This window comes from Mangrovicoccus ximenensis (assembly GCF_003056725.1).
In the GTDB taxonomy this organism is placed as follows: Bacteria; Pseudomonadota; Alphaproteobacteria; order Rhodobacterales; family Rhodobacteraceae; genus Mangrovicoccus; species Mangrovicoccus ximenensis.
In genome coordinates this window covers 618684-638175 of sequence record NZ_QBKZ01000016.1, presented here as the reverse complement: position 1 = coordinate 638175, position 19492 = coordinate 618684, and the positions used below count along the sequence as shown (strand labels likewise).

General features: G+C 71.4%; 18 protein-coding genes and 12 pseudogenes. 15 read left to right on the top strand and 15 right to left on the bottom strand.

All coding sequences use genetic code 11. The features are described 5' to 3' along the window. Window positions 1-2: 2 nt before the first annotated feature. The gene (locus tag C7T91_RS23605; protein ID WP_108261615.1) at window positions 3-371 is read left to right on the top strand and encodes a hypothetical protein; all 369 of its coding nucleotides are present in this window, start codon (window positions 3-5) and stop codon (window positions 369-371) included. Window positions 372-491: 120 nt separating this feature from the next. Here the strand turns inward: C7T91_RS23605 and C7T91_RS23600 are convergent, their stop codons facing one another. Then, window positions 492-842 (bottom strand): cupin domain-containing protein, encoded by a 351-nt coding sequence (locus C7T91_RS23600; RefSeq protein WP_236638440.1) that lies wholly within the window; start codon window positions 840-842, stop codon window positions 492-494. A 38-nt stretch (window positions 843-880) separates the two neighbouring features. Between C7T91_RS23600 and C7T91_RS23595 the strand changes: the two are divergent. Next, window positions 881-1486: pseudogene (locus tag C7T91_RS23595) on the top strand (NAD(P)/FAD-dependent oxidoreductase); the annotation flags it as partial. Window positions 1487-1516: 30 nt separating this feature from the next. On the opposite strand, the gene C7T91_RS23590 reads toward C7T91_RS23595, so the two are convergent. Continuing rightward, window positions 1517-2113 carry a nucleoside/nucleotide kinase family protein gene (locus C7T91_RS23590; protein ID WP_201742223.1) on the bottom strand — a complete coding sequence of 199 codons (597 nt, stop codon included), beginning with the start codon at window positions 2111-2113 and terminating at the stop codon, window positions 1517-1519. Here C7T91_RS23590 and C7T91_RS23585 point away from each other — a divergent pair. Next, a pseudogene (locus tag C7T91_RS23585) lies at window positions 2088-2495 on the top strand (pyridoxine 5'-phosphate synthase); the annotation flags it as partial. The gene C7T91_RS23590 and the pseudogene C7T91_RS23585 overlap by 26 nt on opposite strands. Before the next feature lie 199 nt (window positions 2496-2694). Here C7T91_RS23585 and C7T91_RS40460 read toward each other — a convergent pair. Further along, window positions 2695-2967, bottom strand: a pseudogene (locus C7T91_RS40460) (LysR family transcriptional regulator); the annotation flags it as partial. Between the two features lie 169 nt (window positions 2968-3136). On the opposite strand from C7T91_RS40460, the gene C7T91_RS23575 reads away from it, so the two are divergent. Continuing rightward, window positions 3137-3373, top strand: a complete 237-nt coding sequence (locus C7T91_RS23575; RefSeq protein ID WP_108261607.1) for an FAD-binding protein — start codon at window positions 3137-3139, stop codon at window positions 3371-3373. Window positions 3374-3795: 422 nt separating this feature from the next. On the opposite strand, the gene C7T91_RS23570 is transcribed toward C7T91_RS23575, so the two are convergent. Then, window positions 3796-4674: a YeiH family protein gene (locus C7T91_RS23570; RefSeq protein WP_236638439.1), complete on the bottom strand. Its 879-nt coding sequence runs from the start codon at window positions 4672-4674 to the stop codon at window positions 3796-3798. Window positions 4675-4800: 126 nt separating this feature from the next. Here C7T91_RS23570 and C7T91_RS23565 point away from each other — a divergent pair, with 126 nt between their 5' ends. Continuing rightward, window positions 4801-5181, top strand: a complete 381-nt coding sequence (locus C7T91_RS23565) for a hypothetical protein (RefSeq protein WP_108261605.1) — start codon at window positions 4801-4803, stop codon at window positions 5179-5181. Window positions 5182-5338: 157 nt separating this feature from the next. Here C7T91_RS23565 and C7T91_RS23560 read toward each other — a convergent pair whose 3' ends face one another. Beyond that, window positions 5339-5737 (bottom strand): GNAT family N-acetyltransferase, encoded by a 399-nt coding sequence (locus tag C7T91_RS23560; RefSeq protein ID WP_108261603.1) that lies wholly within the window; start codon window positions 5735-5737, stop codon window positions 5339-5341. Window positions 5738-6214: 477 nt separating this feature from the next. Then, a complete protein-coding gene (locus C7T91_RS23555) occupies window positions 6215-7150 on the bottom strand; it encodes a nucleoside recognition domain-containing protein (protein ID WP_108261601.1) in 936 nt (311 codons plus the stop codon). Window positions 7151-7454: 304 nt separating this feature from the next. On the opposite strand from C7T91_RS23555, the gene C7T91_RS23550 reads away from it, so the two are divergent. After that, window positions 7455-8021, top strand: a complete 567-nt coding sequence (locus C7T91_RS23550; protein WP_236638438.1) for a methyltransferase domain-containing protein — start codon at window positions 7455-7457, stop codon at window positions 8019-8021. Here the strand turns inward: C7T91_RS23550 and C7T91_RS23545 are convergent. The 3 genes from C7T91_RS23545 to C7T91_RS23535 all read right to left on the bottom strand — a co-directional run bounded on the left by C7T91_RS23545 (window position 7955) and on the right by C7T91_RS23535 (window position 9878). Beyond that, on the bottom strand, window positions 7955-8617 hold the full coding sequence (locus C7T91_RS23545; RefSeq protein WP_108261597.1) for a sulfotransferase family 2 domain-containing protein: 663 nt from the start codon (window positions 8615-8617) through the stop codon (window positions 7955-7957). The genes C7T91_RS23550 and C7T91_RS23545 overlap by 67 nt on opposite strands. Window positions 8618-8818: 201 nt before the next feature. Continuing rightward, on the bottom strand, window positions 8819-9655 hold the full coding sequence (locus tag C7T91_RS23540; protein WP_108261595.1) for a hypothetical protein: 837 nt from the start codon (window positions 9653-9655) through the stop codon (window positions 8819-8821). 13 nt (window positions 9656-9668) lie between these two features. Next, window positions 9669-9878, bottom strand: coding sequence for a hypothetical protein (locus C7T91_RS23535; RefSeq protein ID WP_161556076.1), 210 nt, complete (start codon window positions 9876-9878; stop codon window positions 9669-9671). 117 nt (window positions 9879-9995) lie between these two features. Here C7T91_RS23535 and C7T91_RS23530 point away from each other — a divergent pair, with 117 nt between their 5' ends. Both C7T91_RS23530 and C7T91_RS38685 read left to right on the top strand, forming a co-directional pair. Beyond that, window positions 9996-10319, top strand: a complete 324-nt coding sequence (locus C7T91_RS23530; protein ID WP_108261591.1) for a 2Fe-2S iron-sulfur cluster-binding protein — start codon at window positions 9996-9998, stop codon at window positions 10317-10319. 46 nt (window positions 10320-10365) lie between these two features. Next, window positions 10366-10920, top strand: a pseudogene (locus tag C7T91_RS38685) (DNA repair protein RecN); the annotation flags it as partial. A gap of 54 nt (window positions 10921-10974) precedes the next feature. On the opposite strand, the pseudogene C7T91_RS38680 reads toward C7T91_RS38685, so the two are convergent. Then, a pseudogene (locus C7T91_RS38680) lies at window positions 10975-11490 on the bottom strand (inositol monophosphatase family protein); the annotation flags it as partial. A gap of 51 nt (window positions 11491-11541) precedes the next feature. Between C7T91_RS38680 and C7T91_RS39920 the strand changes: the two are divergent. After that, a pseudogene (locus C7T91_RS39920) lies at window positions 11542-11895 on the top strand (MFS transporter); the annotation flags it as partial. A gap of 100 nt (window positions 11896-11995) precedes the next feature. On the opposite strand, the gene C7T91_RS23515 reads toward C7T91_RS39920, so the two are convergent. Beyond that, the gene (locus C7T91_RS23515; protein ID WP_161556074.1) at window positions 11996-12751 is read right to left on the bottom strand and encodes a M20/M25/M40 family metallo-hydrolase; all 756 of its coding nucleotides are present in this window, start codon (window positions 12749-12751) and stop codon (window positions 11996-11998) included. Here C7T91_RS23515 and C7T91_RS23510 point away from each other — a divergent pair. After that, window positions 12717-13754: a carboxyltransferase domain-containing protein gene (locus C7T91_RS23510; RefSeq protein ID WP_161556073.1), complete on the top strand. Its 1038-nt coding sequence runs from the start codon at window positions 12717-12719 to the stop codon at window positions 13752-13754. The genes C7T91_RS23515 and C7T91_RS23510 overlap by 35 nt on opposite strands. A gap of 183 nt (window positions 13755-13937) precedes the next feature. Here C7T91_RS23510 and C7T91_RS39915 read toward each other — a convergent pair. Beyond that, window positions 13938-14363, bottom strand: a pseudogene (locus tag C7T91_RS39915) (hypothetical protein); the annotation flags it as partial. A gap of 358 nt (window positions 14364-14721) precedes the next feature. On the opposite strand from C7T91_RS39915, the gene C7T91_RS23500 reads away from it, so the two are divergent. Next, window positions 14722-15450, top strand: coding sequence for a hypothetical protein (locus C7T91_RS23500; protein WP_108261583.1), 729 nt, complete (start codon window positions 14722-14724; stop codon window positions 15448-15450). Window positions 15451-15496: 46 nt separating this feature from the next. Further along, a pseudogene (locus C7T91_RS39910) lies at window positions 15497-16075 on the top strand (amidohydrolase family protein); the annotation flags it as partial. A 287-nt stretch (window positions 16076-16362) separates the two neighbouring features. On the opposite strand, the pseudogene C7T91_RS39905 reads toward C7T91_RS39910, so the two are convergent. Then, window positions 16363-16644, bottom strand: a pseudogene (locus C7T91_RS39905) (hypothetical protein); the annotation flags it as partial. Between C7T91_RS39905 and C7T91_RS39900 the strand changes: the two are divergent. Further along, window positions 16548-17204, top strand: a pseudogene (locus C7T91_RS39900) (AraC family transcriptional regulator ligand-binding domain-containing protein); the annotation flags it as partial. The pseudogenes C7T91_RS39905 and C7T91_RS39900 overlap by 97 nt on opposite strands. A gap of 600 nt (window positions 17205-17804) precedes the next feature. On the opposite strand, the pseudogene C7T91_RS23485 reads toward C7T91_RS39900, so the two are convergent. Then, window positions 17805-18371, bottom strand: a pseudogene (locus C7T91_RS23485) (FGGY family carbohydrate kinase); the annotation flags it as partial. A gap of 153 nt (window positions 18372-18524) precedes the next feature. Further along, window positions 18525-18917, bottom strand: a complete 393-nt coding sequence (locus C7T91_RS36760) for a TOBE domain-containing protein (protein WP_236638436.1) — start codon at window positions 18915-18917, stop codon at window positions 18525-18527. Here C7T91_RS36760 and C7T91_RS36755 point away from each other — a divergent pair. Then, window positions 18903-19313, top strand: coding sequence for an ABC transporter ATP-binding protein C-terminal domain-containing protein (locus tag C7T91_RS36755; RefSeq protein WP_108261763.1), 411 nt, complete (start codon window positions 18903-18905; stop codon window positions 19311-19313). The genes C7T91_RS36760 and C7T91_RS36755 overlap by 15 nt on opposite strands. Next, window positions 19310-19468, top strand: a pseudogene (locus C7T91_RS39895) (ATP-binding cassette domain-containing protein); the annotation flags it as partial. The gene C7T91_RS36755 and the pseudogene C7T91_RS39895, both read left to right, overlap by 4 nt. Window positions 19469-19492: the final 24 nt, after the last annotated feature.

Sequence of the window (19492 nt, the reverse complement as noted above, 5' to 3'; positions counted from 1 at the left end):
CCATGACGCTTTCCGCAGCGATCCTCGGGCTCGAAGGGTCCGAGCTTTCCGCATGGGAGCGGGGCTTCTTCGCCGAGACCCGTCCCTATGGCTTCATTCTCTTCTCCCGCAATATCCAGGACCCCGAGCAGCTGCGCCGCCTGACCGGCGACCTGCGCGACACGGTCGGCCATGACGCGCCGATCCTGATCGACCAGGAGGGCGGCCGCGTCCAGCGGCTGGCCCCGCCGCATTGGCGCGCCTGGCTGCCGCCGCTGGACCAGATGAAGCGCGGCCGTTGGATGGGGCATCCACCGCATCAGTTCATTCCGGCACGTAGCCCGCAGACCGGATTCGAGCGTCTGAGCGGACTGCCGAAGAGGCGCAGATGATTGCCGGGAGGCATGCTCCGCGCGCCCGGCCCTGCCCGGAAGCCGCAGGCCGCGTTGGCAGCGCCCGGGGCAGGCGGGCCGACGCTGAAGACGATGTCCGGGGGCGGCGTCCCGAGCGGGTCAGATCCGCAGGAAGGGCTGGGCGAGCCGCGGCAGCAGGCTGTGGAAGCGCAGCCGGTTCGCAGTGGCCGCCAGGCAGATGCAGGTTTCGTCGCCGATGACCCGCGGCATGTGCTCGACCTCCTCGTCCGCGACCTCGATGTCGCCGCGGCGGTACTGGCCGAACTCGTCCTCGAAGGCGCCTTGGAGCACCAGCGTCATCTCCATGCCGCGATGGCCGTGATCGGGCACCGCCGCGCCGGGCGGAATGCTCAGCAGCCGCACCGAGGCGCCGGCGGTTTCCGCCAGGATCGATTGACGCACGCCCATGCCCATCGGCCGCCAGGACACCTGCTCGGGGCCGCCGCCCACGGCGTCGCGCAGCGGCTCGGGGAAGATCGACGGGCGCCGGCATCGGCATGAAGGAAATCTGGGAGATCGACCCGGCGAAGCACCGCGAGGGCACGGTCACCCACACGATGGGCTGGCCGCTGGGCTCCAATGCGGGCGGCGGGTCGTTCATCTACCATCTCGACAACAACCAGGTCTATGTCGGCTTCGTCGTCCACCTGAACTACGCCAACCCGCATCTCTTCCCCTACATGGAATTCCAGCGCTTCAAGCACCATCCGATGGTCGCTGAGCTGCTCGAGGGCGGCAAGCGCGTGGCCTACGGCGCGCGGGCGATCACCGAGGGCGGCTGGCAGTCGCTGCCGAAGCTGACCTTCCCGGGCGGCGCGCTGCTCGGCTGCTCGGCGGGCATGGTCAACGTGCCGCGCATCAAGGGCAACCACAACGCGATGCTCTCGGGCATGGCGGCGGCCGAGGCCGCGCATGCGGCGATCAAGGCGGGCCGCGAGGGCGACGAGCTTTCGGGCTACGAGACCGAGGTGCGCGAGGGCGCGATCGGCAAGGACCTGAAGCCGGTGCGCAACGTCAAGCCGCTCTGGTCGAAATACGGCCTGGCCGCGTCGCTGACGCTGGGCGGCATGGACATGTGGACCAACACCTGGGGAGACCGCAGCCTGCAGCGCGCCCGCAGCTCCTCAGGGCGCAGGCCCCACAGTCCAGCCGGCCGGACGGCTCATCCGGCGCACCGTCTCGCCATTGGGCAGGTCGTTGCCGCGCAGCTTGCGTTCGGCTTCCTCCGGCGGCAGCGCATGCTTCACCGTCCAGCGCCGCCGCAGCCGCCGCTCCAGCTCGTCGGCCGGAACATCGAGGAACACGGTCTCGTCGAAATGCCGCGCCAGCCGGTCCCAAGGCGCCTTGCCGAGCAGCAGGTAGTTTCCCTCGACCACCAGGAGTTCGACCCCGCGGCCGATCATCCGCGCCCCGGCGCGGGAAATCTCGAGGCTGCGGTCGAAGACCGGAATCGCGACCTCGGGCTCGTCATTGGCCCTCAGCCGCGCCAGCAGATGGTCGAAGCCCGCAACGTCGAAGGTCTCCGGCGATCCCTTGCGCGGCAGCAGCCCGCGCGCCGCGAGCACGGCATCGTCATAGTGGAAGCCGTCCATCGGCACGACCTCGGCCCGTCCCGGGCAGCCGGCGTTCAGCCCCTCGGCCAGGAACTCCGCCAGCCGCGACTTGCCCGAGCCCGGCGCACCGGCCACGGCGATCAGGGAGGCGCGGCTGGCCGGGTACATCGCGCCGCTGCGCGACGCCGGATCGCGCGTGTCGATGTTCATCGCCGCCGACCGCGCGCAGATCGAGGCCTCGGCGCGGATCGGCGCGGCGGTGGTCGAGCTGCACACGGGGGGCTATTGCGATGCCCATGCCGAGGGCCGCTTTTCCGAGCGCGATGCCGAGCTGGAGCGCCTGCGCGAGATGTCGGCCTTCGCCCATTCCCTGGGGCTCGAAGTCCATGCCGGGCACGGGCTGACCTATGACACGGTGGCGCCGGTCGCTGCCTTCCCGGAGATGCGCGAGCTCAATATCGGCCATTTCCTGATCGGCGAGGCGATCTTCCTCGGGCTCGAGGGCGCGATCGGCGAGATGCGCCGCCGCATGGACGCGGCCCGCGCCTGAGCCGGGACCAGGACATGAGCTACAGCTTCCAGCCCCTCCGCTTCACGCTGGCCCTGATCGGGCTGACCATCGTGGTCGCGATCCTCAACGGCGCGCTGCACGCGCTGGCGGGCTTCGGCCTGCCGCAGGCGGTGTCGGGCATCCTCGCCATCGTCGGCGCGGTCGGCATCGAGGGCAATCTCTGCGGCCGCCGCGACCGGCGCAGCCGCAGGCTGGCCTGGCCGAGATCCTCGAGCACCCCGCGCACCGCCCGCGCATAGCCTGCCCCAGCCGGGGTCAGCGCCAGCCCCTTGCCGTCGCGCCGGAACAGCGGCACGCCGATCTGCTCCTCCAGAACCTTCAGCTGGCGGCTGACCGCCGAATGCGTCAGCGACAGGTCCTGGGCCGCCGCCACGGCCGAGCCCAGCCGGTCCACCGCCTCCAGGGCCACGAGGCTGCTGATCGATGGCAGGAACCTCCGCGGGATGCTCATGTTCGAAAACCTCCAACCATGGTGCAATCTTCTCGCTTTTCCGGCTAGGGCCGCCGGCGCAAGAATGCACGGAGTTTTTCTGCCAAAGGCCCGCTTCCATGACATCTGCCTGCATTGCCGCTGCCGCCGCCCGCCCGGACATTCTGGAGCAAAACGTCAGAGTTCCGGCATGACCGGCTCTCCCGGCGGGGAGCCGAACCTCTGGCGGCATTCGCGCCGCGAAAGACTCCGGACGGCACCGCTGGCCACCGATGCCGCCGCCGACCTGCTGGTGATCGGCGCCGGGTTCACCGGCTGCGCAGCGGCGCTCGAAGCGGCCGGGCGCGGCGGCCAGGCGGCGGCGCGTCAGCCCCAGCGCCCAGAGCGGCGCGACCTGCGGCAGGCGCAGCGATTGCAGCGTCAGTAGCGAGGTGAAGATCGCGAAGCCCGCCACCGCCAGGGTCAGCACGTTCAGCGCATCGGTCGCGGCAAAGGTCCGCTCGAAGACCGCGCGGGACTCGGCCTTGACCGCCGCCTGGTCGGTCACCTGATCGGGGCGCAGGCCCTGATCGACAAGCCGCGCCGCCTCTGCCGCCGGATCGCCGCCGAAGCGCAGCGCGAAGCGGGTCTCCGCCACCTCCGGATGAGCCGCGCGGAAGGCGTCGAGGCCAAGGATCGCCTGGCCGCGCGGATTGCCGTAATCGGCATAGATGCCCAGCACCTCGCGGTCCGCCCCGTCGATCTGCACGGCATCGCCCGGGGACAGCCCGGCGCGGATCGCCCATTGTTCGTTGACCAGCACGCCTTCGCCCGCGGCCAGCCGGTCCCAGACCTGCGGTCCGGCCGCGATCAGCGGCCAGTCCTGCCGGTAGGTCGGATCGTCCGCCATCGCATAGAGCCGCCCCGGCGCGCCGCCCAGATCGGCCTCGACCCGCGTGACCGGCAGCACCGGGCGCGGGGGCCGCTTCGGTCCCGGCGGCGGGCCATCAGCCCGAGCGACAGGACAACCGGGGCCAGCAGGATCACCCGCGAGAGCTTGGCGATGGTGCCGGTCTGGCCTGCCGCCTCGCCGCCCGCGAAGGCGGTGCCGACGACCTGCGCGACTTCGTGGATCGATGCCCCGGCCCAGAGGCCGAAGTCCTGCGGCGCAAGTCCCAGCGGCCCGGCCAGCAGCGGAAAGAGGATCATCGACAGCGAGCCGAAGACCGTGACGCAGGCGATGGCATAGGCGACATCCTCGTCGCGCCCGCGGGTCACGGTGTTGCAGGCGAGGATCGCCGAGGCGCCGCAGACCGAGGTGCCCGCCGCGATCAGCTCGGCCAGCCGCGGCTCGACCCCCAGAACCCGGCCCATCGCCTTGGTGAAGGCCAGCGTCGCGGCGAGGGTCAGCACGATGGCGGCGATGCCGCCCGGCCCTATCCCGCCGATCTGCGCCAGGGTCAGCTGCAGGCCAAGGAGCACGATGGCGAGGCGCAGGAGCTTTTTCAGCGCGAAGCCGATGCCGGGGGCGAGCCCGGCATGGACGCCGGCGGTGTTCCGCAGCGCCATGGCGTCCAGCTCGGCTGCCAGCGCGGCGACGCGCAGGGCGATGCTGTCCACCAGGTCGCGGGCCAGCCATTGTTCGGAGCGGCGCCGCTCGAGGCAGATGCGCTCGGCTTCGAGCGCTTGGCAGAGCGCCGCCGCATCGGGCGGGGGCGGTCGGTCATCGGGCAGGCACATCCGGATCATGGCGGCTCCTCGCGGCTGGGATGCGTCCCTTCTTGCCCAAGGAGCTTGGCAAAGCGTAAAATCGGAGTTGCCCGGCGGGACTTCTTCCGCTCGTGGTAACTGCTTTGCAAACAGGAGCTTGCCTCTTTGGCGGACCAGCTTGTCCCTTATGCGCCGCTTTGCGTGCCGAAACCTCTGGCGCCGGAATTGTGGATCGTCGACGGCCCCGGGATCGCGATGCGCTACGGCCCCGGGCGGCTGCCCTTCACCACGCGGATGACGGTGATCCGGATCGGCGGCAGGCTGCTGCTGCACTCGCCGGTCGCGCTGCAGCCGGGGCTTGCGGAGGCGGTGCGGGCCCTGGGCGACCCGGCCTGGATCCTGGCGCCGAACCGGCTGCACTGGGTGCATCTCGGCGAATGGCAGGCGGCGTTCGAATCCCGGAAGCCGCTGAGCCCTGCAACAGCGCCCCGTGGCTGCCGCCATGCCACGCGGGAAATGCCGTGCCGGTCCGGGAACCGCGGATGACCGCCCGGGAGGGATGCGAGGTCATGCCGGGAAGCGCCTTGCCGGACCCGGCCCGATGCCCAAGGCGCGGGCCTGGACGTCTGCCGGGACCGGTCCCTGGCCGCGGGGGGACAGGCCAAGCGACTGGGGGCGCCGCGGGGGCGATCCCGCCATGCCCCTAGCGGGTGAACTTCGCCGAATCTGCGGCAATGGCCATGGCGCAGACCCGCTGCGCGTCGCGGGACAGCCCGCAGCGTTCCATCATCCGGCGCGAGGCGATGTTGGTCTCCGAGACCAGTTCGTGCACCGCCGTGGCGCCAAGATCGTCCAGCGCCATCCGGATGCCCTCGGCATTGGCCCGGGTGCCGAGCCCGCAGCCGCGGAATTCCGGCGCGACGGCGACGAGTCCGACCCAGGCGTCGCGGACATGCGGGCTGTGCGGGCCGTGCGGAAAATAGCAATGCGCGGTCGCCGCGATCCCGCCCTCCGGGCCGTGCAGCACGACCGTGCGGGTGCCGCCGATGGGGCGCTGATTGCCCGCCACCCGGTGCTCCGGGGCAAGGGCCTGCGCCGGCATCTCGGCGCCATCCCCGAGGGCATCCTGCGCGACAAAGTGGTGGCGAAGATCACGCTGATGCTGCGGTTCTTGCACCGGAAGCCGGAAGGCAGGGCAAGTTCCACGCGCTGCACGGGCTCGCGGTAGGTTGCATCTCCGAGGGCAAGGCGCGCGTGCGCTGCGAGTTCGGCTGAAGGCCAGCCTGGCGACGGCGCTGGACGAGGGCTTCGCGGCCGGTGCGCGAAGCTTTCCCGGCAATCCCTGTGACGGCCATGCGCTCGGGGCCGCGCCGGAGCAGGTCGAGGCTCTCACCGGCACGGTAGCCGAGCTCGCCGTGGCCGGCCGCGGTCGCCGCGGACACAAGGTGACGGCAACGAAGATCCTGATCAGCAGCCAGCGCCGCGGCGTGATGCCGAAGCTGGCGCCGGACCTGCGGCGGCGCTCGGCCATCGAGCCCGAGATCGGCCACAGCGCGCGGCCGAACGCAACCTGTCCTAGTCAGCGGGCCGAAAGATGGACAGCTAGAGGTGGTCGCGGGATTTCGGACCGGGTGTCAAGTCCGGTCCGCCCGATTTCACGCCGGTGCCGGCCGCCGATCCGCTGCAGCTCGGCATCCAGCGCGCCACCGCAGCCGAAGCCCGCGCCCTGAACCGCGGCACCACCTTTCCCTGACACCTTGGCGCGGGCGCCCCGATGCACAGCTCGGTACAACCCGATGGCGCCGAAGTCCGGGCGGCAAGCCGCCCGATCCCCCCGTCCCGGATCACTCGGGTCCAATTCCCGCGGAGCGGGTTCGACATCGCCGATGCTCCCGCCGCCTCCGGACCGGCGCGACCGTCCCTCCGCCATCCGCTCGGCGAACCGGTCGTCCGGCAGCCGGTGCCCGCATGGAGCAGGCGCCGGTTTCGCGAGATGGCGATGCTGTCGAACGGCGCTTTCCTGGCGCGCAGGCGCGCCCGGAACGTCGTGCAGTGATCCAGCCCGGTCAGCACGCCACCGAGGAAGCTCTGCCGCGGCATTCTCCTTCGAGGCGGGCGCCGCCGGATGAGCCGGTGCCGAGCTTCGGGAATGGGGAGAGACCGGATGCAGCATGGCATCTTCATCGGGCTGGATGCGGTGGTTTTCAATGGGGTTGTCACCGGTGTCTATCAGCCGCCGCTCGGAATGGCCGCGCGCCTGCATCATCGCCAGCACCGGCACCGGCGCGACCGCCGAGACGAACTGCGCCTGCAGGATCGCCAGCGTGCCGAGCCCGCCGAGCCCGAAGAGCCGCATCGGCCGCGCCAGCACGCGCTCCAGCCAGGAAAGGAAGCCCCAGCCCTCGAGGAAACGCAGCATGACCATCAGCACGACCATCAGCGGCATGAAGATGTAGAGCGCGGTATAGAGCGCGTTTTCTCCGGCCGTGAGGACCGCGCCGACAAGTGCTTCCATGAGGTATTGCCCTTTTCCGCCCGGAACGCGGGCTACGTTCACAATGTGGTTTTGGCAAGTGTTCCCACTGGCGTACGCCTGCCGACACTACGTCACTCTATGGCGCGTTCTACCATTTGTAACAATTACTTATGCGATTGCCTGCCCTATTCCGCATGTCTCATCTGGTCGCACCAGCCAATGCAGGCTTCCACCGCGAAAACTGCGATTGCGCCCCTTGAGCGCCCCAAGAACGGGAGGACCTAGGCATGAGACCACTGACCGACAGAAGGGCGTTGTTGCAGAACCCATCGGCTTCCGGGATTTGCTGGCGGTCGCCCGCCCGCTGGCGCCCGGCATCGCCTTCCGCCAGGCCCCGGCCGAGGCGCTGCCCTTTCCCGACGACGCCTTCGACGCGGTGACCTGCCAGTTCGGGCTGATGTTCTTCGCCGATCCGGCGGCCGCGCTGCGGGAAATGGCCCGCGTCACCCGTCCCGGCGGCCATGTCGCGGTCGCGGTCTTCGACAGCTGGCCGAGATCGCCGGGCTATTGCGACCTGATCCCGCTGGTCGGCAAGATCGTCGGCGAGGCCGGAGCGGAGGCGCTCAAGGCACCGTTCGGCATGGGCGACCGCACACGGATCGCCTCGCTCTTCGCGGCGGCCGGGCTGCATGACCCGCAGATCGAGCCGCGCACCGGCTCCCTGCGCCACCCGTCGCTCGACGCCTGGCTCGACACCGAGATCGGCGGCTGGACGCTGGCGGAGATGGTCGATGGCGGGATCATGGAGCGGCTGCGGCAGGCCGCCGCCGAACCGCTGGCGCATTACCTCAATGCCGACGGATCGGTGTCCTTCGCCGTGCGGGCGATCTTCGCCACCGCCCGGACCTGACCCAGGCCGGCCCGGCTGTGCCGCGGGGCCGGGCGCGCCGGCGGCTCGGCGGCATCGGCCAGCTCTTCGGAATAGCCCAGGAGCTCGAAATCCCTGGCATAGATGTCCCGCACCAGCGCGATCTCGGCCGGCCCGTAATGCTCGGCGAGCTTGGCCCCCGCCCCGGTGGCATGGCGGCGCCCGGCGGAGGCGGGGGGCGCTTCCGCGTCCTCGCCGTAATAGCGCCGCCTGGCCTCGGCGAAATCCGCGTCGAAGCGTTCGAAGGCACCGAGGAAATCGTAGGAGAAGTCGCCGATCATCAGCAGCCGGCATTGCCCGGCGAAATGGATGTCGCGGGCGCGTTCCGGGCGGGCGGCCAGCGCCTCGAGGAACGTGGCGAAATCGATCCTGGCATCGGGCGCGAAGCCAAGCCGGGGCAGGTGGCGCGGGCGTTCCCAGTCGCTGGCGACGATCTTGTCGAGATAGCCCGACAGCACCCGCGTGAACGGGTTGCGGGTGAAGGAAAAGCGCCGGACCGGCCCCAGCAGCGTGGTCCAGCGGTCGCGGACCGGCAGCGCGCTGAGCCGCGGCAGCGGCGAGGCATCGCGGTCATGCACCCCCGCGGGGGCGGGCGGAGCGGACGGCTATGCCGTCGGAGCGCGTCGCCAGCCGCCTGCACTGCGCGCGTGCAGAGGGCCCGTCGCCATTTGCCTGCGGCGTGTTTCGGCCGCAGCTGCGCGCGGCGGATGCGGCGGTGTCCCCAGGCGGTTCTCCGTTGCGGCCTGAGCCTGTCGGCGACGGATGACGTCGTGACCGGATCAGGCATCCGCTTGCCATTCGGGCGTGCCGAGGGTCCGGTGCGCGGCGTCCGCCGAGCCTTCCGGAAGCACTTGAAGGAAGGCCGGGATCAGCGCCCGGCACAATCCCGGTGCAGCCATGGCAACGGCCGAGCTGGCGTCGTTCGGGCCTGCGCCTGTCGGCAATGCAGGGCGGTGCGGCCGGAGCCAACGGGAGTCCGGCTTGCCGTGGCGGCCTGCGGAGGGAACGGCTCCATGCGCCGTTGATCCGGTGCACAGCCAGCGGGGGCGGCGCCTTGGGGCCAATCGGCGCGATCCGGGGCCGACCAGGGTTGCGCTGACGCTGCTTGGCGTGGCGGGATGGACGGAAGCGGTGGCGGTTCTGCCGGGCGCTGTTGCGCAAATCAGCTGACGACCGCAGTTGAAAGTCAGCTTGGCCGAGACATCCGCCGCATAGCCGAAGCGGTTCGCATAGCCCGCATCGACCGGCGTCGCGTAGAGCCGGTTGCCGATCCGCGCATTCAGCCCGGTGCGCAGTGGCACGGCCTGGATCGCGGGCACCGCTGCCTTGCGCACCGCCGTGCCGGTGCCCTGCCCGGCCGCACCCTGGCCGAGGCGCAGCGTCACCCGCACTTCGCCGGTGGTCTCGGGCAGCGCATAGAAGGTCGGGCGGTAGCCGATCTCCTGCAGGAGCTTCAGCTTGGCGTCGTCGCTCTCGGCATAGATGTCGAGCACCGCCGCCAGCGACCCTTCGTCGAGCGCATGCTGCGCGTCGGCCACGCCCTGCCCGACCGAGGCGATCACCTCTCCCAGCGGCGCGGCGACCACGTCGCCGACAAGGGACTTGATATCGGCCATCTCTGCCTCCTCCTCATTGGTCCTTCGGCGCGGCCACGCCGAAGACGACCAGGATCTCGCTGCCATGGGGGGCGGCGGTGCCCGCCGCCGGGTGCTGCATCAGCGCCTGGCCGGGCGTACCCTGGCCCGGCGCCAGCCGCTGCTCGCCGGCGGGCGGGCGTCCGAGCCAGGCGGCGGGCAGCGCCGCGGGCGGGCGCGGCCAGGAGGGAGGCGATTCGGACAACATGAGAACATTTTCAGAACATCATGGCGGGATTGCAAGCGGCCCGCGGATCTGGCCAAGCGGGATGCCATCGCCTAAATGGGTCCTGTCGCAGTTGAGCCAGTTTGAGGAACGAGCATGCCCAAGATCACCTATATCGAGCATAACGGCACGGAACATGTGGTGGAGGTGCCTGTCGGGCTGACGGTGATGGAAGGCGCGCGCGACAACAACGTCCCGGGCATCGACGCCGATTGCGGCGGCGCCTGCGCCTGCTCGACCTGCCATGTCTATGTCGACGAGGCCTGGACCGGCAAGCTGCCGGGGATCGAGACGATGGAAGAGGACATGCTGGATTTCGCCTTCGAGCCGAAGCCGGGCAGCTCGCGGCTGACCTGCCAGCTGACCGTCACGCCCGCGCTGGACGGGCTGGTCGTGCGGATCCCCGAAAAGCAGATCTGAGCGGGGCGCCGCGTCTGCGGCTGCGCCTCCGGCGGCGCTCCGCCCGCGGCGCGCTGCAGGCGGGCTCGATGCCGCGGTGATGGCCGAGCTCGCGCCCCTGAAGATGGAGCGCGCCGTCTTCGCCACCGAAATCTCCGCCGCCCCGCCCGGCCCCGACGGCCAGGACAGCGTCGCCTTCCGCGTCGCCACCAACCCGGGCGCGCCCTCGGGACCGCTGGAGAAGATCGCCTCCGGCGGCGAGCTGTCGCGCTTCCTCTTGGCGCTGAAGGTCTGCCTGACCACCGACAGCCACGGCCTGACGCTGATCTTTGACGAAATCGACCGCGGCGTCGGCGGCGCCACGGCGGATGCGGTCGGCCGCAGGCTGGCGGCGCTGGCCGAGGGCAATGCCCAGGTTCTGGTCGTCACCCATTCGCCCCAGGTCGCCGCGCTCGGCAACCATCACTGGCGCGTCGAGAAACGGGTCGAGGATGGCGTGACGCTCTCCACCGTCACCCCCCTCGCCCCCGAGACCCGCATCAACGAAATCGCCCGGATGATCTCCGGCGACCGCGTGACCGAAGCCGCGCGGGAGGCCGCAAGGGCGCTTCTGCAGGCCTGATCCCCGCCCCGCCCAACCGGGCGCGCGCCACCTCGGCGGCCGGGAGTCCCAGCTGTTCATCGCGATCTCGAGATAGCCGTCGGAACAGCCCTCGGCGACATGCGCCAGCGCCAGCCCGCCCGAGCCGCCGCGGCGGATATTGGCGCCCTGTTCCAGCACGCGGCGCTGCGCCTCCAGATAGGGCGCAACGGCATGGCGGTGCGACCAGCCCATCTCGATGCAGGCGGCGCTCATGTCCGGCACCGCGGAGACGCGCATCGCCCGCCCGTTCTTCGTGGCGCCGCCGCCCTTGCGGGCGAGGTAGAGCTCGTCGAGCACCGGCTGGTGGATGGCGCCGAGCAGGCAGTCGCCCTCGGCGCAGAAGGCGGCGATCACGCAGAAATGCGGCACGCCGCGGGCGAAATTCGCGGTGCCGTCGATCGGGTCGATCACCCAGGTGGCCGGGCCGGGCGTGCCGCCGCCCTCCTCGCCCAGGATGGCGTCGCCGGGGAAGGCGCGGGCGATCTCGCCGCGGATCAGCGCTTCGACGGCCAGGTCGGTCTCGGTCAGGAAATCCTGCGGGCCCTTCATCTCGAAGCCTGCCGTTTCGCGGGCGGCGAAGCCGTCGCGGGCGCGGGCGGGGTGCCGACCGTGCTGGTGCGCGGCTCCGGGCTGTCGCCGCTCGATGCCGCCTTCATTCTCCTGGCCTGGTCGGCGGTCACCGTCCTCTCGGCGCTCGGCGCGCGGTTCCTGCCGGCATGGCTTCCGGCGCGCAGCCGCACGGTCCTGTCGCTCGGCGGCTGCATGGCTGCGCAGCTCCTGCTGCTGCTCGCCGGGAACGGCACCGGCTGGGCCGCCGTCCTGCCCGGACTGTTCCTGGCGGGAGTGTCGAACGGCATCCTGAACGCGTCGCTCGGCCATGCCGCTGTGGAAAGCGTTCCGCCCGAACGCGCCGCCATGGGATCGGCGGCCAACAACACCGCGCGCTATCTCGGCTCCGCGATCGGCATCGCGCTGATCTCTCTGATCCTGGCAGGTGCGGGCGACGCCGGCTTCTTCCGCGGCTGGCACGAAGCGGTGCTGGCCAGCGCGGCCTTCACCCTGGCGGGCATCTGCGCCATGCTGATGCCGGACGGGGACGCCGGACGGCAGCCTGAGCCGGTCCGGAAGCGACCGTTCTGCCTCCGGCCACGGCAGCGGCCCGGCGCCGGGCCACGGTCGTGGCAACGACCCCGTGGCGCAGCGCGATCGCCTCGATCCCGAGCGCCAGTTCCGCCGCCGCCAGGAAGGCATCGCGGCGCAGCGCCATCGGCACCGTGCCGGCATGGCCCGCCTCGCCGGTGAAGCTCATCCAGGCGCGGGTCGATCCCGCGATTCCGGTGACCACGCCGACGGGAAGCCCGGCGCGGTCGAGCACCGGTCCCTGCTCGATATGCAGCTCGACATAGCCGAGGAAATCCGAGGGCTTGCGCGCGGCATCGAGCAGCCGGTCCGGGTCGAGCCCGTACTCCGCCACCGCCCGGCGCAGGGTGATGCCGTCGTGGTCCACCGCATCGAGCGCGCCGGCACGGGTCTGGCCGCTCAGCGCCAGGCTGCCCGCGACCGAGGTGCCGAAGCGCACGCCCTCCTCGTCGCCGAAGCAGAGGATCTCGACCGGGAAAGGCAGGTTTTCCGGCCCGACCTCCTCGATGGCGCCGAGCGCCAGCACGATGCCCATCGGGCCGTCATAGATGCCGCCATCCGGCACCGTGTCGAGATGCGAGCCGAGCGCCAGCGCCGGGCCCGCGCCGGAAGGCCCGGCCGAGCCCTGCGCCGGGTTGGCCGTCCTGCCCGGGCTGGCCGACTCGCACATCCATCTCGACAAGACGCTCTGGGGCCTGCCCTTCGAGGCGCATGCCCGCGGCGGAACAGTGGCGGAACGCATTGCGCTCGAACGCGCCCGCCGTCCGGCGCTGCCTCCGGTCTACGGTCGCGGGATGGCGCTGGCACGCCACATCGCGGCGCTCGGCACCACGCGGGTCCGCAGCCATGTCGACATCGACACGCAATCCGGGCTCTCGGGCCTCCACGACCTGCTGCGCCTGCGCGAGGCGCTGCGGGACCTCCTGGACATCGAGATCGTCGCCTTTCCGCAAAGCGGCATCCTGCGCGATCCCGGCACCGCGGCCCTCATGGACGCGGCCCTGCGCGAGGGCGCGGATCTCGTGGGCGGGCTCGATCCGGCGGGGATCGACGGCGATCCCGCCGCGCATCTCGACATCGTCTTCGGCCTGGCCGCGCGCCACGGCAAGGGCATCGACATCCACCTGCATGACCCGGGCGCGCAGGGGCTCGCCGAGCTGGAGGAAATCGCGCTGCGGACCGTCGACGGCCCTCTGGCAGCACCGGCGCCGCAGCGGCGCTGGCACATCCCGGTGGCCTTCGGCGGGAACCACGGCCCGCAGCTCGCCGAGGTGGCGGAGCTTGCCGGAACCCGCGAGGAAGAGGCCGTGCGCCAGATCTGCGCCGCCGAGCTCCGGGTGCTGGCGATCGGCTTCGCGCCCGGCCAGCCCTATATCGGCCTGCTGCCCGAGCGCTGGAACTTCCCGCGCATGTCGGCGCTGAACCCCGAAGTGCCCGCAGGCGCGCTGACCATCGCGGTGCGCCAGATCGTGATGTTCACCGCCGCCAGTCCCACCGGCTGGCGCCAGGTCGGGCGCGCCGCCTTCCGAAATTTCCTGCCGGGCCGCGAACCGCCGGTTCCGCTCCGTGCGGGCGACGCGATCCGCTATGTCCCGGTCTCCGCAGACGAGTACGAGACGCTGGCCGCGGCTGAGGACGGCCTCGGCGGCGCGACGCTGGAGGTCCTGGGATGAGCGCGCTCGAGATCCTGCGCGCCGACGGGCTGCTGAGCGTGCAGGACGGCGGACGGCCCGGACATCTGGCGCAGGGACTGTCGCCCAGGGCCGCGCCGCCTCGAGCTGGCCGGCGAGGGAATAGAGCAGCTCGTCGCGGCCATAGGCGGCACCGAACTGCACGCCGACCGGCAGGCCGCCTTCGGTCCAGCAGAGCGGCACGCTCATCGCCGGACAGCCCGAGGCGTTGAACACCGCGGTCAGCGGCGCATGCGCCCAGAACCGGTCGAAGAAGGCGCCAGGCTCCAGCCCGTCCCCGGCGAGCCAGCCCAAGGGCGGCGCGATCTGCGCCGTCGTCGGCGACAGGTAGATGTCGAAGGCGGAGAAAAACCGGCCCATGGCACGGCTGGTCTGGTGCAGCAGGCTGACCGCGCCGAGGTATTCCGTGCCGGAGATGGCTCCGCCGCGGCGCACCCATTCGGCATTGACCGGCTCGAGCAGCGCCAGCGGATCCGCGATGCCGCGCGCGGCGGCGAAACCGGCCACGCCGCGGGCCACCGAAACGGCGGAGACGGTGAACCAGGCGGCCTTCAGCGCGGCGTTGTCATAGTCCGGCCGGGCGGTCTCCACGTCGTGGCCGAGATCCCGGCAAAGCTCTGCCGCGTCTTCGGCGGCTGCGCAGCGTCAAGTCGATCTGCGACCGGGCCAGCGCATCCCGCAACACCGGCGCAATCTGCGAAGCTTCACTCAGATTGTGCCAAAGGCTTCTGCTTTCATCCGAAAACGCGCTAGCGGCTACCGCAAGAGCGCGGTCCGGCTGGCCTTCGGAAAGCTGCTGGCGTGCCATTTGCGCTGCCAGCCGGGACCAGCCAGTCTGGCGGCGGCGAAGCTCCGTTTCTGCGGTCGTCAGCGCGGCGTCCGCGCGGTCCACCTCTTCGGCCAATTGTCGGTTTGCTATCTTAAGTCGCTCGTTTGCGGATGTCAGGCCTTGGTTTGCCATTCGGGCAGCCTGCCAGTTGAGGAACGCTGCCGCCCCAAGTCCCGCGGCCGCCACGAAAGCGGCCGCCGCGACCTGCAGAAGGAGCCTGCGGCGACGATCCGCCCGGCTACGTGCCTCTTCCAGCTCAGTTCGCCTCGCTTCGGATTCCTGCTGGCGCAGTTTCTCGGCGTCGAGGCTAGCGTCGATAAAGACACGGTCTACCGTCGAAAGATCGTCGCCCCGGGTGCTTCGCCACTGGCCCGCTGTCTCGCCTACGAGGCCGGGGATGTCGGCCTGGCGCTGAAGGAGCTGGGCATCGCCAAGGGGGTCCTGGAGCAGCAGCGGGCCGAGGGGCTGTCGGCCTTCCTGCCGGCGGCGCCCGAGGGCTGGAGCCGCGAGCTGACCACCGAGCTGACGGCGGCGATGCCGATGCTGGGCGGCGGCAGCAGCATCGAGGCGACCTATGCCTCGGCGCAGGAAACCTTCCGGATCACGCTGATGGGCGACAACCCGATGGTGCTGACCATGGCGCCGTTCCTCGCGCAGCCCGAGATGGCGCCGGCCTATGGCGGCAAGCTCCACCGCGTCGGCGATGTCCATGTCCTCGAGATGGACGGGTCGCTCAGCGCGCTGGCCGGCAACCGCTACCTGGTGCAGGCCGAGGGCGCACCGGTCGAGGTCATGCTGCCGCTTCTCGCAGAGATCGATTTCGAGGGTCTGGCCGGCTACATGCAGTAGCGCTGCCGCCGGACGCCCGGACGGCGCGCGGGGCGGATGCGGCGCCGTGCGGAAGGCCTGGCCGGCGCCTCCAGTGCCGGGGTGTCGGGCATGTCCCGCAGCAGCCCGGGCGGCCGAGGTGCTGGCCCGTGCGCGGGCCGCGGGGACGGATATCAGTGCCGAGACCTGCCTGCACTACCTGCTGCTCGACGAGGACGACCTGGTGCGGATCGGCAATGTCGCGCGCTGCGGACCGCCGCTGCGGCCCGCGCCGATGCTGGCGGCGCTCTGGGGGCACGTGCTGGCCGGGGGGATCGACATGGTGGCCTCGGATCACTGCCCCTATCCGCCGGAGGACAAGGCCGCCGATCTGCCGGTCTGGCAGGCCGGAATGGGGCTGACGGGCGTCGAGACCAACGTGCCGCTGCTGCTGAGCGAGGGGGTGCTGGGCCGCGGCATGGCACCGGAGCAGTTCGCGCGGATGACGGCGGAGGCGCCTGCACGGCGTTTCGGGCTCTGGCCGCGCAAGGGCGGGATCCGGGTCGGTGCCGATGCCGATCTGACGCTCTGGGATCCGTCGGGCGAGGCGGTGGTCTCGGGCGCGGGGTTCCGCGGGCGGGCCAGGTTCTCGGCTTTCGAGGGACGGAAGATGCGCGGGCGGCTGGTCGCCACGCTGTCGCGCGGAGAGGAGGTGGCGCTCCAGGCGGTCTGCGACATGGCAGCGGCTTCGGGCGGGGCCAGCGAAGGCTGCCTGGCCAGGCAGGCGACGTCCAGCGCGACGTCGACGCCTCGGGACCGGGCTGCCCCTGCGGCGGCCTCCAGATCATCGGCCAGCAGCGAATACAGGGCGCCGATGGCGGGGGCGCGGGCAGCCGAGAGCATGTCGGCAAGACGTCCGACATCGGACAGCATTTGTTCCAAAAGCATCCTCTCGAACCCTTCCTCCGCGTTTTCCAGCAAGGTTTCGGTGCCGAGCTGCAATGCGGTCAGCGGGCTGCGCAGGTCATGGACCAGATCCCTGAGTTCGGGCCTGTGCCGTGCGACGGCTGCGGCCAGTGCGGCGAGCAGGCCGGCTTGGGGCGGAGGCGGAGAATGCGTGTTCACGTGACCTGCCGACAGTGTCGGTCGCGGCCGCAGGGCCGGACCGGTTGCGGAACGGGCGGGCGGGGCAACGGTTCTGCTGCAGGTCCGGCTGGGGCCTGGCCGCGCTGTCATTCTGGCAGGCGGGCCGGACGGTCAGGCTCTGTCGGCCCGTTCGCTGGGTGCGCGATGCGCTCCGGGTGTCTGGGGCGGGCGAGAACCTGGCGGCACGGGTGCTCGCGGCGGCGGGGCTCGACGGGGCGGCGATTGCCGGGGCGGATGCCGCGATCGGCCAGAGGCAGGAGGCGCTGGCCATCCATGCCTTTGCCGAGCAGATGGGCAATCCCTGTTTCGCGGCCGAGCTGGGGCTGAAGATGCCGGGGCGGACCAGCACCATCGTCAGCTATGTCTTCCACGGATCGCGCAGCCTGGGCGACGCGATGGCGGCGGCTGCGCGGCTCCTGCGGCTGACCCGGCCGGGACTGCACATGGAGTTCCTGCGCGATGGCGATGCCGGGGCCTGGGTCATCCGCAGCCTTGATCCTTGGGTGCTCCAGCTCCCGGCCTATCTGGAATTCGCGGTCTCGGCGGTGATCGCCGATTTCCGCCTGGCCACGGGCGCCGCGCTGGTGCCCGACAGCGTGGCGCTGCCAGCGGCGGCGCGCGGCCATGAGGAGCGGCTCTCCCGCCTTTGGGGCTGTCCGGTGGAAATCGGCGACGGCCGGCTGATCCTGCGCTTCCGGCCCGCATTGGTCGGCAATCACCTCCGCCAGCGCCGCGGCGATCCCGTCGGTGTTCAGCGGCCAGTCCGGGCCGAGCCCCAGCCGGTCGGACAGCAGATGCGCCTTGCCCGGCCCGGCCTTCACCGTCACCCGCCCCGCACGGCGGTCAAGCGACGTGACCTGCACCGAGACCGGCGGTCCGTCGGGGTTCGCGACCGTCACGCGCGATCCGCTGCGCAGCTTGGTTTCCTGCGGCGGGAAGGCATAGCTGCGCAGGAAGGAGCGCTTCTCCGGCTCGACCGGCCCCGCAGCGGACAGCAGCCCGAGCGCGTCGAGATCCCCGGCAAGGTCCTCGCCCTCCTTCGCCGCAGCGTCGAAGACCGCCCATTGCCCGGGCTTCTGCTCGCGCCCGTGGAACAGGCCGAGATTGAGAAGCAGCGCGGCATGCTCCGGCGCATGCCCGGCCGCCGCGATCTGCGCGTCAAGCGCGTCGCGCGCCAGATCCGGTTCCTCGGCGGCCGGCACGTCAGCAACGGCCCGCCAGGGCATCTCGGGGCGGATCGACAGCAGCCAGCCGCGGGCGACAGCCGTGCCGGGGCGCAGCCCCATGGCGGCGGCCGCCTCTGCGGTCAGGCCCTGCCCCAGCGCCGTGCCGGGATGCACGACCTCCGCGCCGATCCGGGCAAAGCCGTCATCGGCCAGGTCGCCGAGCCCGATGGCGCGGAAATAATCCGCATCCCAGCGGCTTTCATGCGCCAGATAGGTCCATTTGCAGGTGACCGTGCAGGCCGAGCGCGCCGTCGCGCCGCTGGCCTTCCAGGTCAGGAAATCGGTCAGGTCGAGGAAATGCGCGGCCGCGGCATAGACCCCGGGACGGTTCTCCTTCAGCCACAAAAGCTTCGGCGTCTGCATCTCGGGCGAGATCCGGCCGCCGACATAGCGCAGCACGTCATGGCCGCCCGCGTTGATCCGCGCCGCCTGGCCGAGCGCGCGGTGGTCCATCCAGACGATGATGTCGCGCTCGGGATGATCCGGATCGCCGACCGGCAGCCCGCCCGCGGGCCCCATCACCGCCAGCGAGCAGGTCGCGTCGAAGCCGAGGCCCCGGACCTCCGCCGGATCGGCCCCGGCCTCGGCATCCCCGGTGGCGAGCCTCTCATCGCGCGCTGCTTCTCCAGGCGGGCGGGAGCAGCAAGGACCCGGGCTGCCATTGGCCAGGTCGCCATGGGACAGGTCCGCGCTCGCTCCGAGCCTCCGGCGCCTTGGCGGGAATGCGGGCCGGGGGCGGCTGCGTCAGCGGGGCAGGGCGAGCGGGTCGACCAGCGCGACCGCCTTGATCCGGGTGATGACCGTCTCGCCCGGGGTCAGCTGCAGACGGTCCCAGGACAGGCGCGAGATCCGCGACAAGATCACGCTGCCCTCTCCGCCCCCGCCCAGAGCCAGCCGCACGGTCATCTGGGTGTCTCCGGCGGGCGTGCCGCCGAGGATGCGGGCCGGCAGGGCGTTGAGGATCGAGGTGTCGTCGGGCGGCAGGCGGCCAAGGCTGACATCGCGTGCCGCGATCCGCAGCCGCATGCGGGTGCCGGCGGGGCCGAGTTCGCCCGGCACCAGCATCCGTCCGCCCGGCACGTCGACCTCCGACAGCCCGTAGAGCGGCCCGTAGCACCGCACTTGGCCGTCGAGCACCGCGCCCGGTTCGCGCTCGCCGAGGCGCTGGAGGCGACCGGGCTCGCGTCCCGGGCCGACGATCTGGCCGGCGGGCTGACCACCTATGACCGCCGTGTGCTCGACATCGCGCGCTGCATCCTCGGGCGGCCGAAGCTCATCATGTTCGACGAGCCCGGCGGCGGCATGTCGCGCGAGGAGACGCGGCGCCTCGGCCTCCTCCTGGCACAGGTGCCGGAGCTGTCGGGCGGCGCGGTCACGCTGGTCATCGACCATGATGTCGAGCTGATCCGGGATATCTGCGAGGAGACGCTGGTTCTGGATTTCGGCCGCCGGATCGCCTTCGGCCCGACCGCCGCGGTGCTGGAGGACCCGAAGGTGAAGGCGGCCTATCTGGGCATCGGAGACGTGGAATGACCCTGACAGTGACGGATCTGACCCTTCTGTCCGGAGCGAAACCGGTGGTCGACGGCGTGTCCCTCGAGGTGCGCCCGGGCGAGACCACCGCGGTGCTCGGCGCCAATGGCGCGGGCAAGTCGGAGCTCTGCCTCGCCATCGGCGGCGCGCTGGCCGCGGCCTCGGGCGGCGGTGGCGCT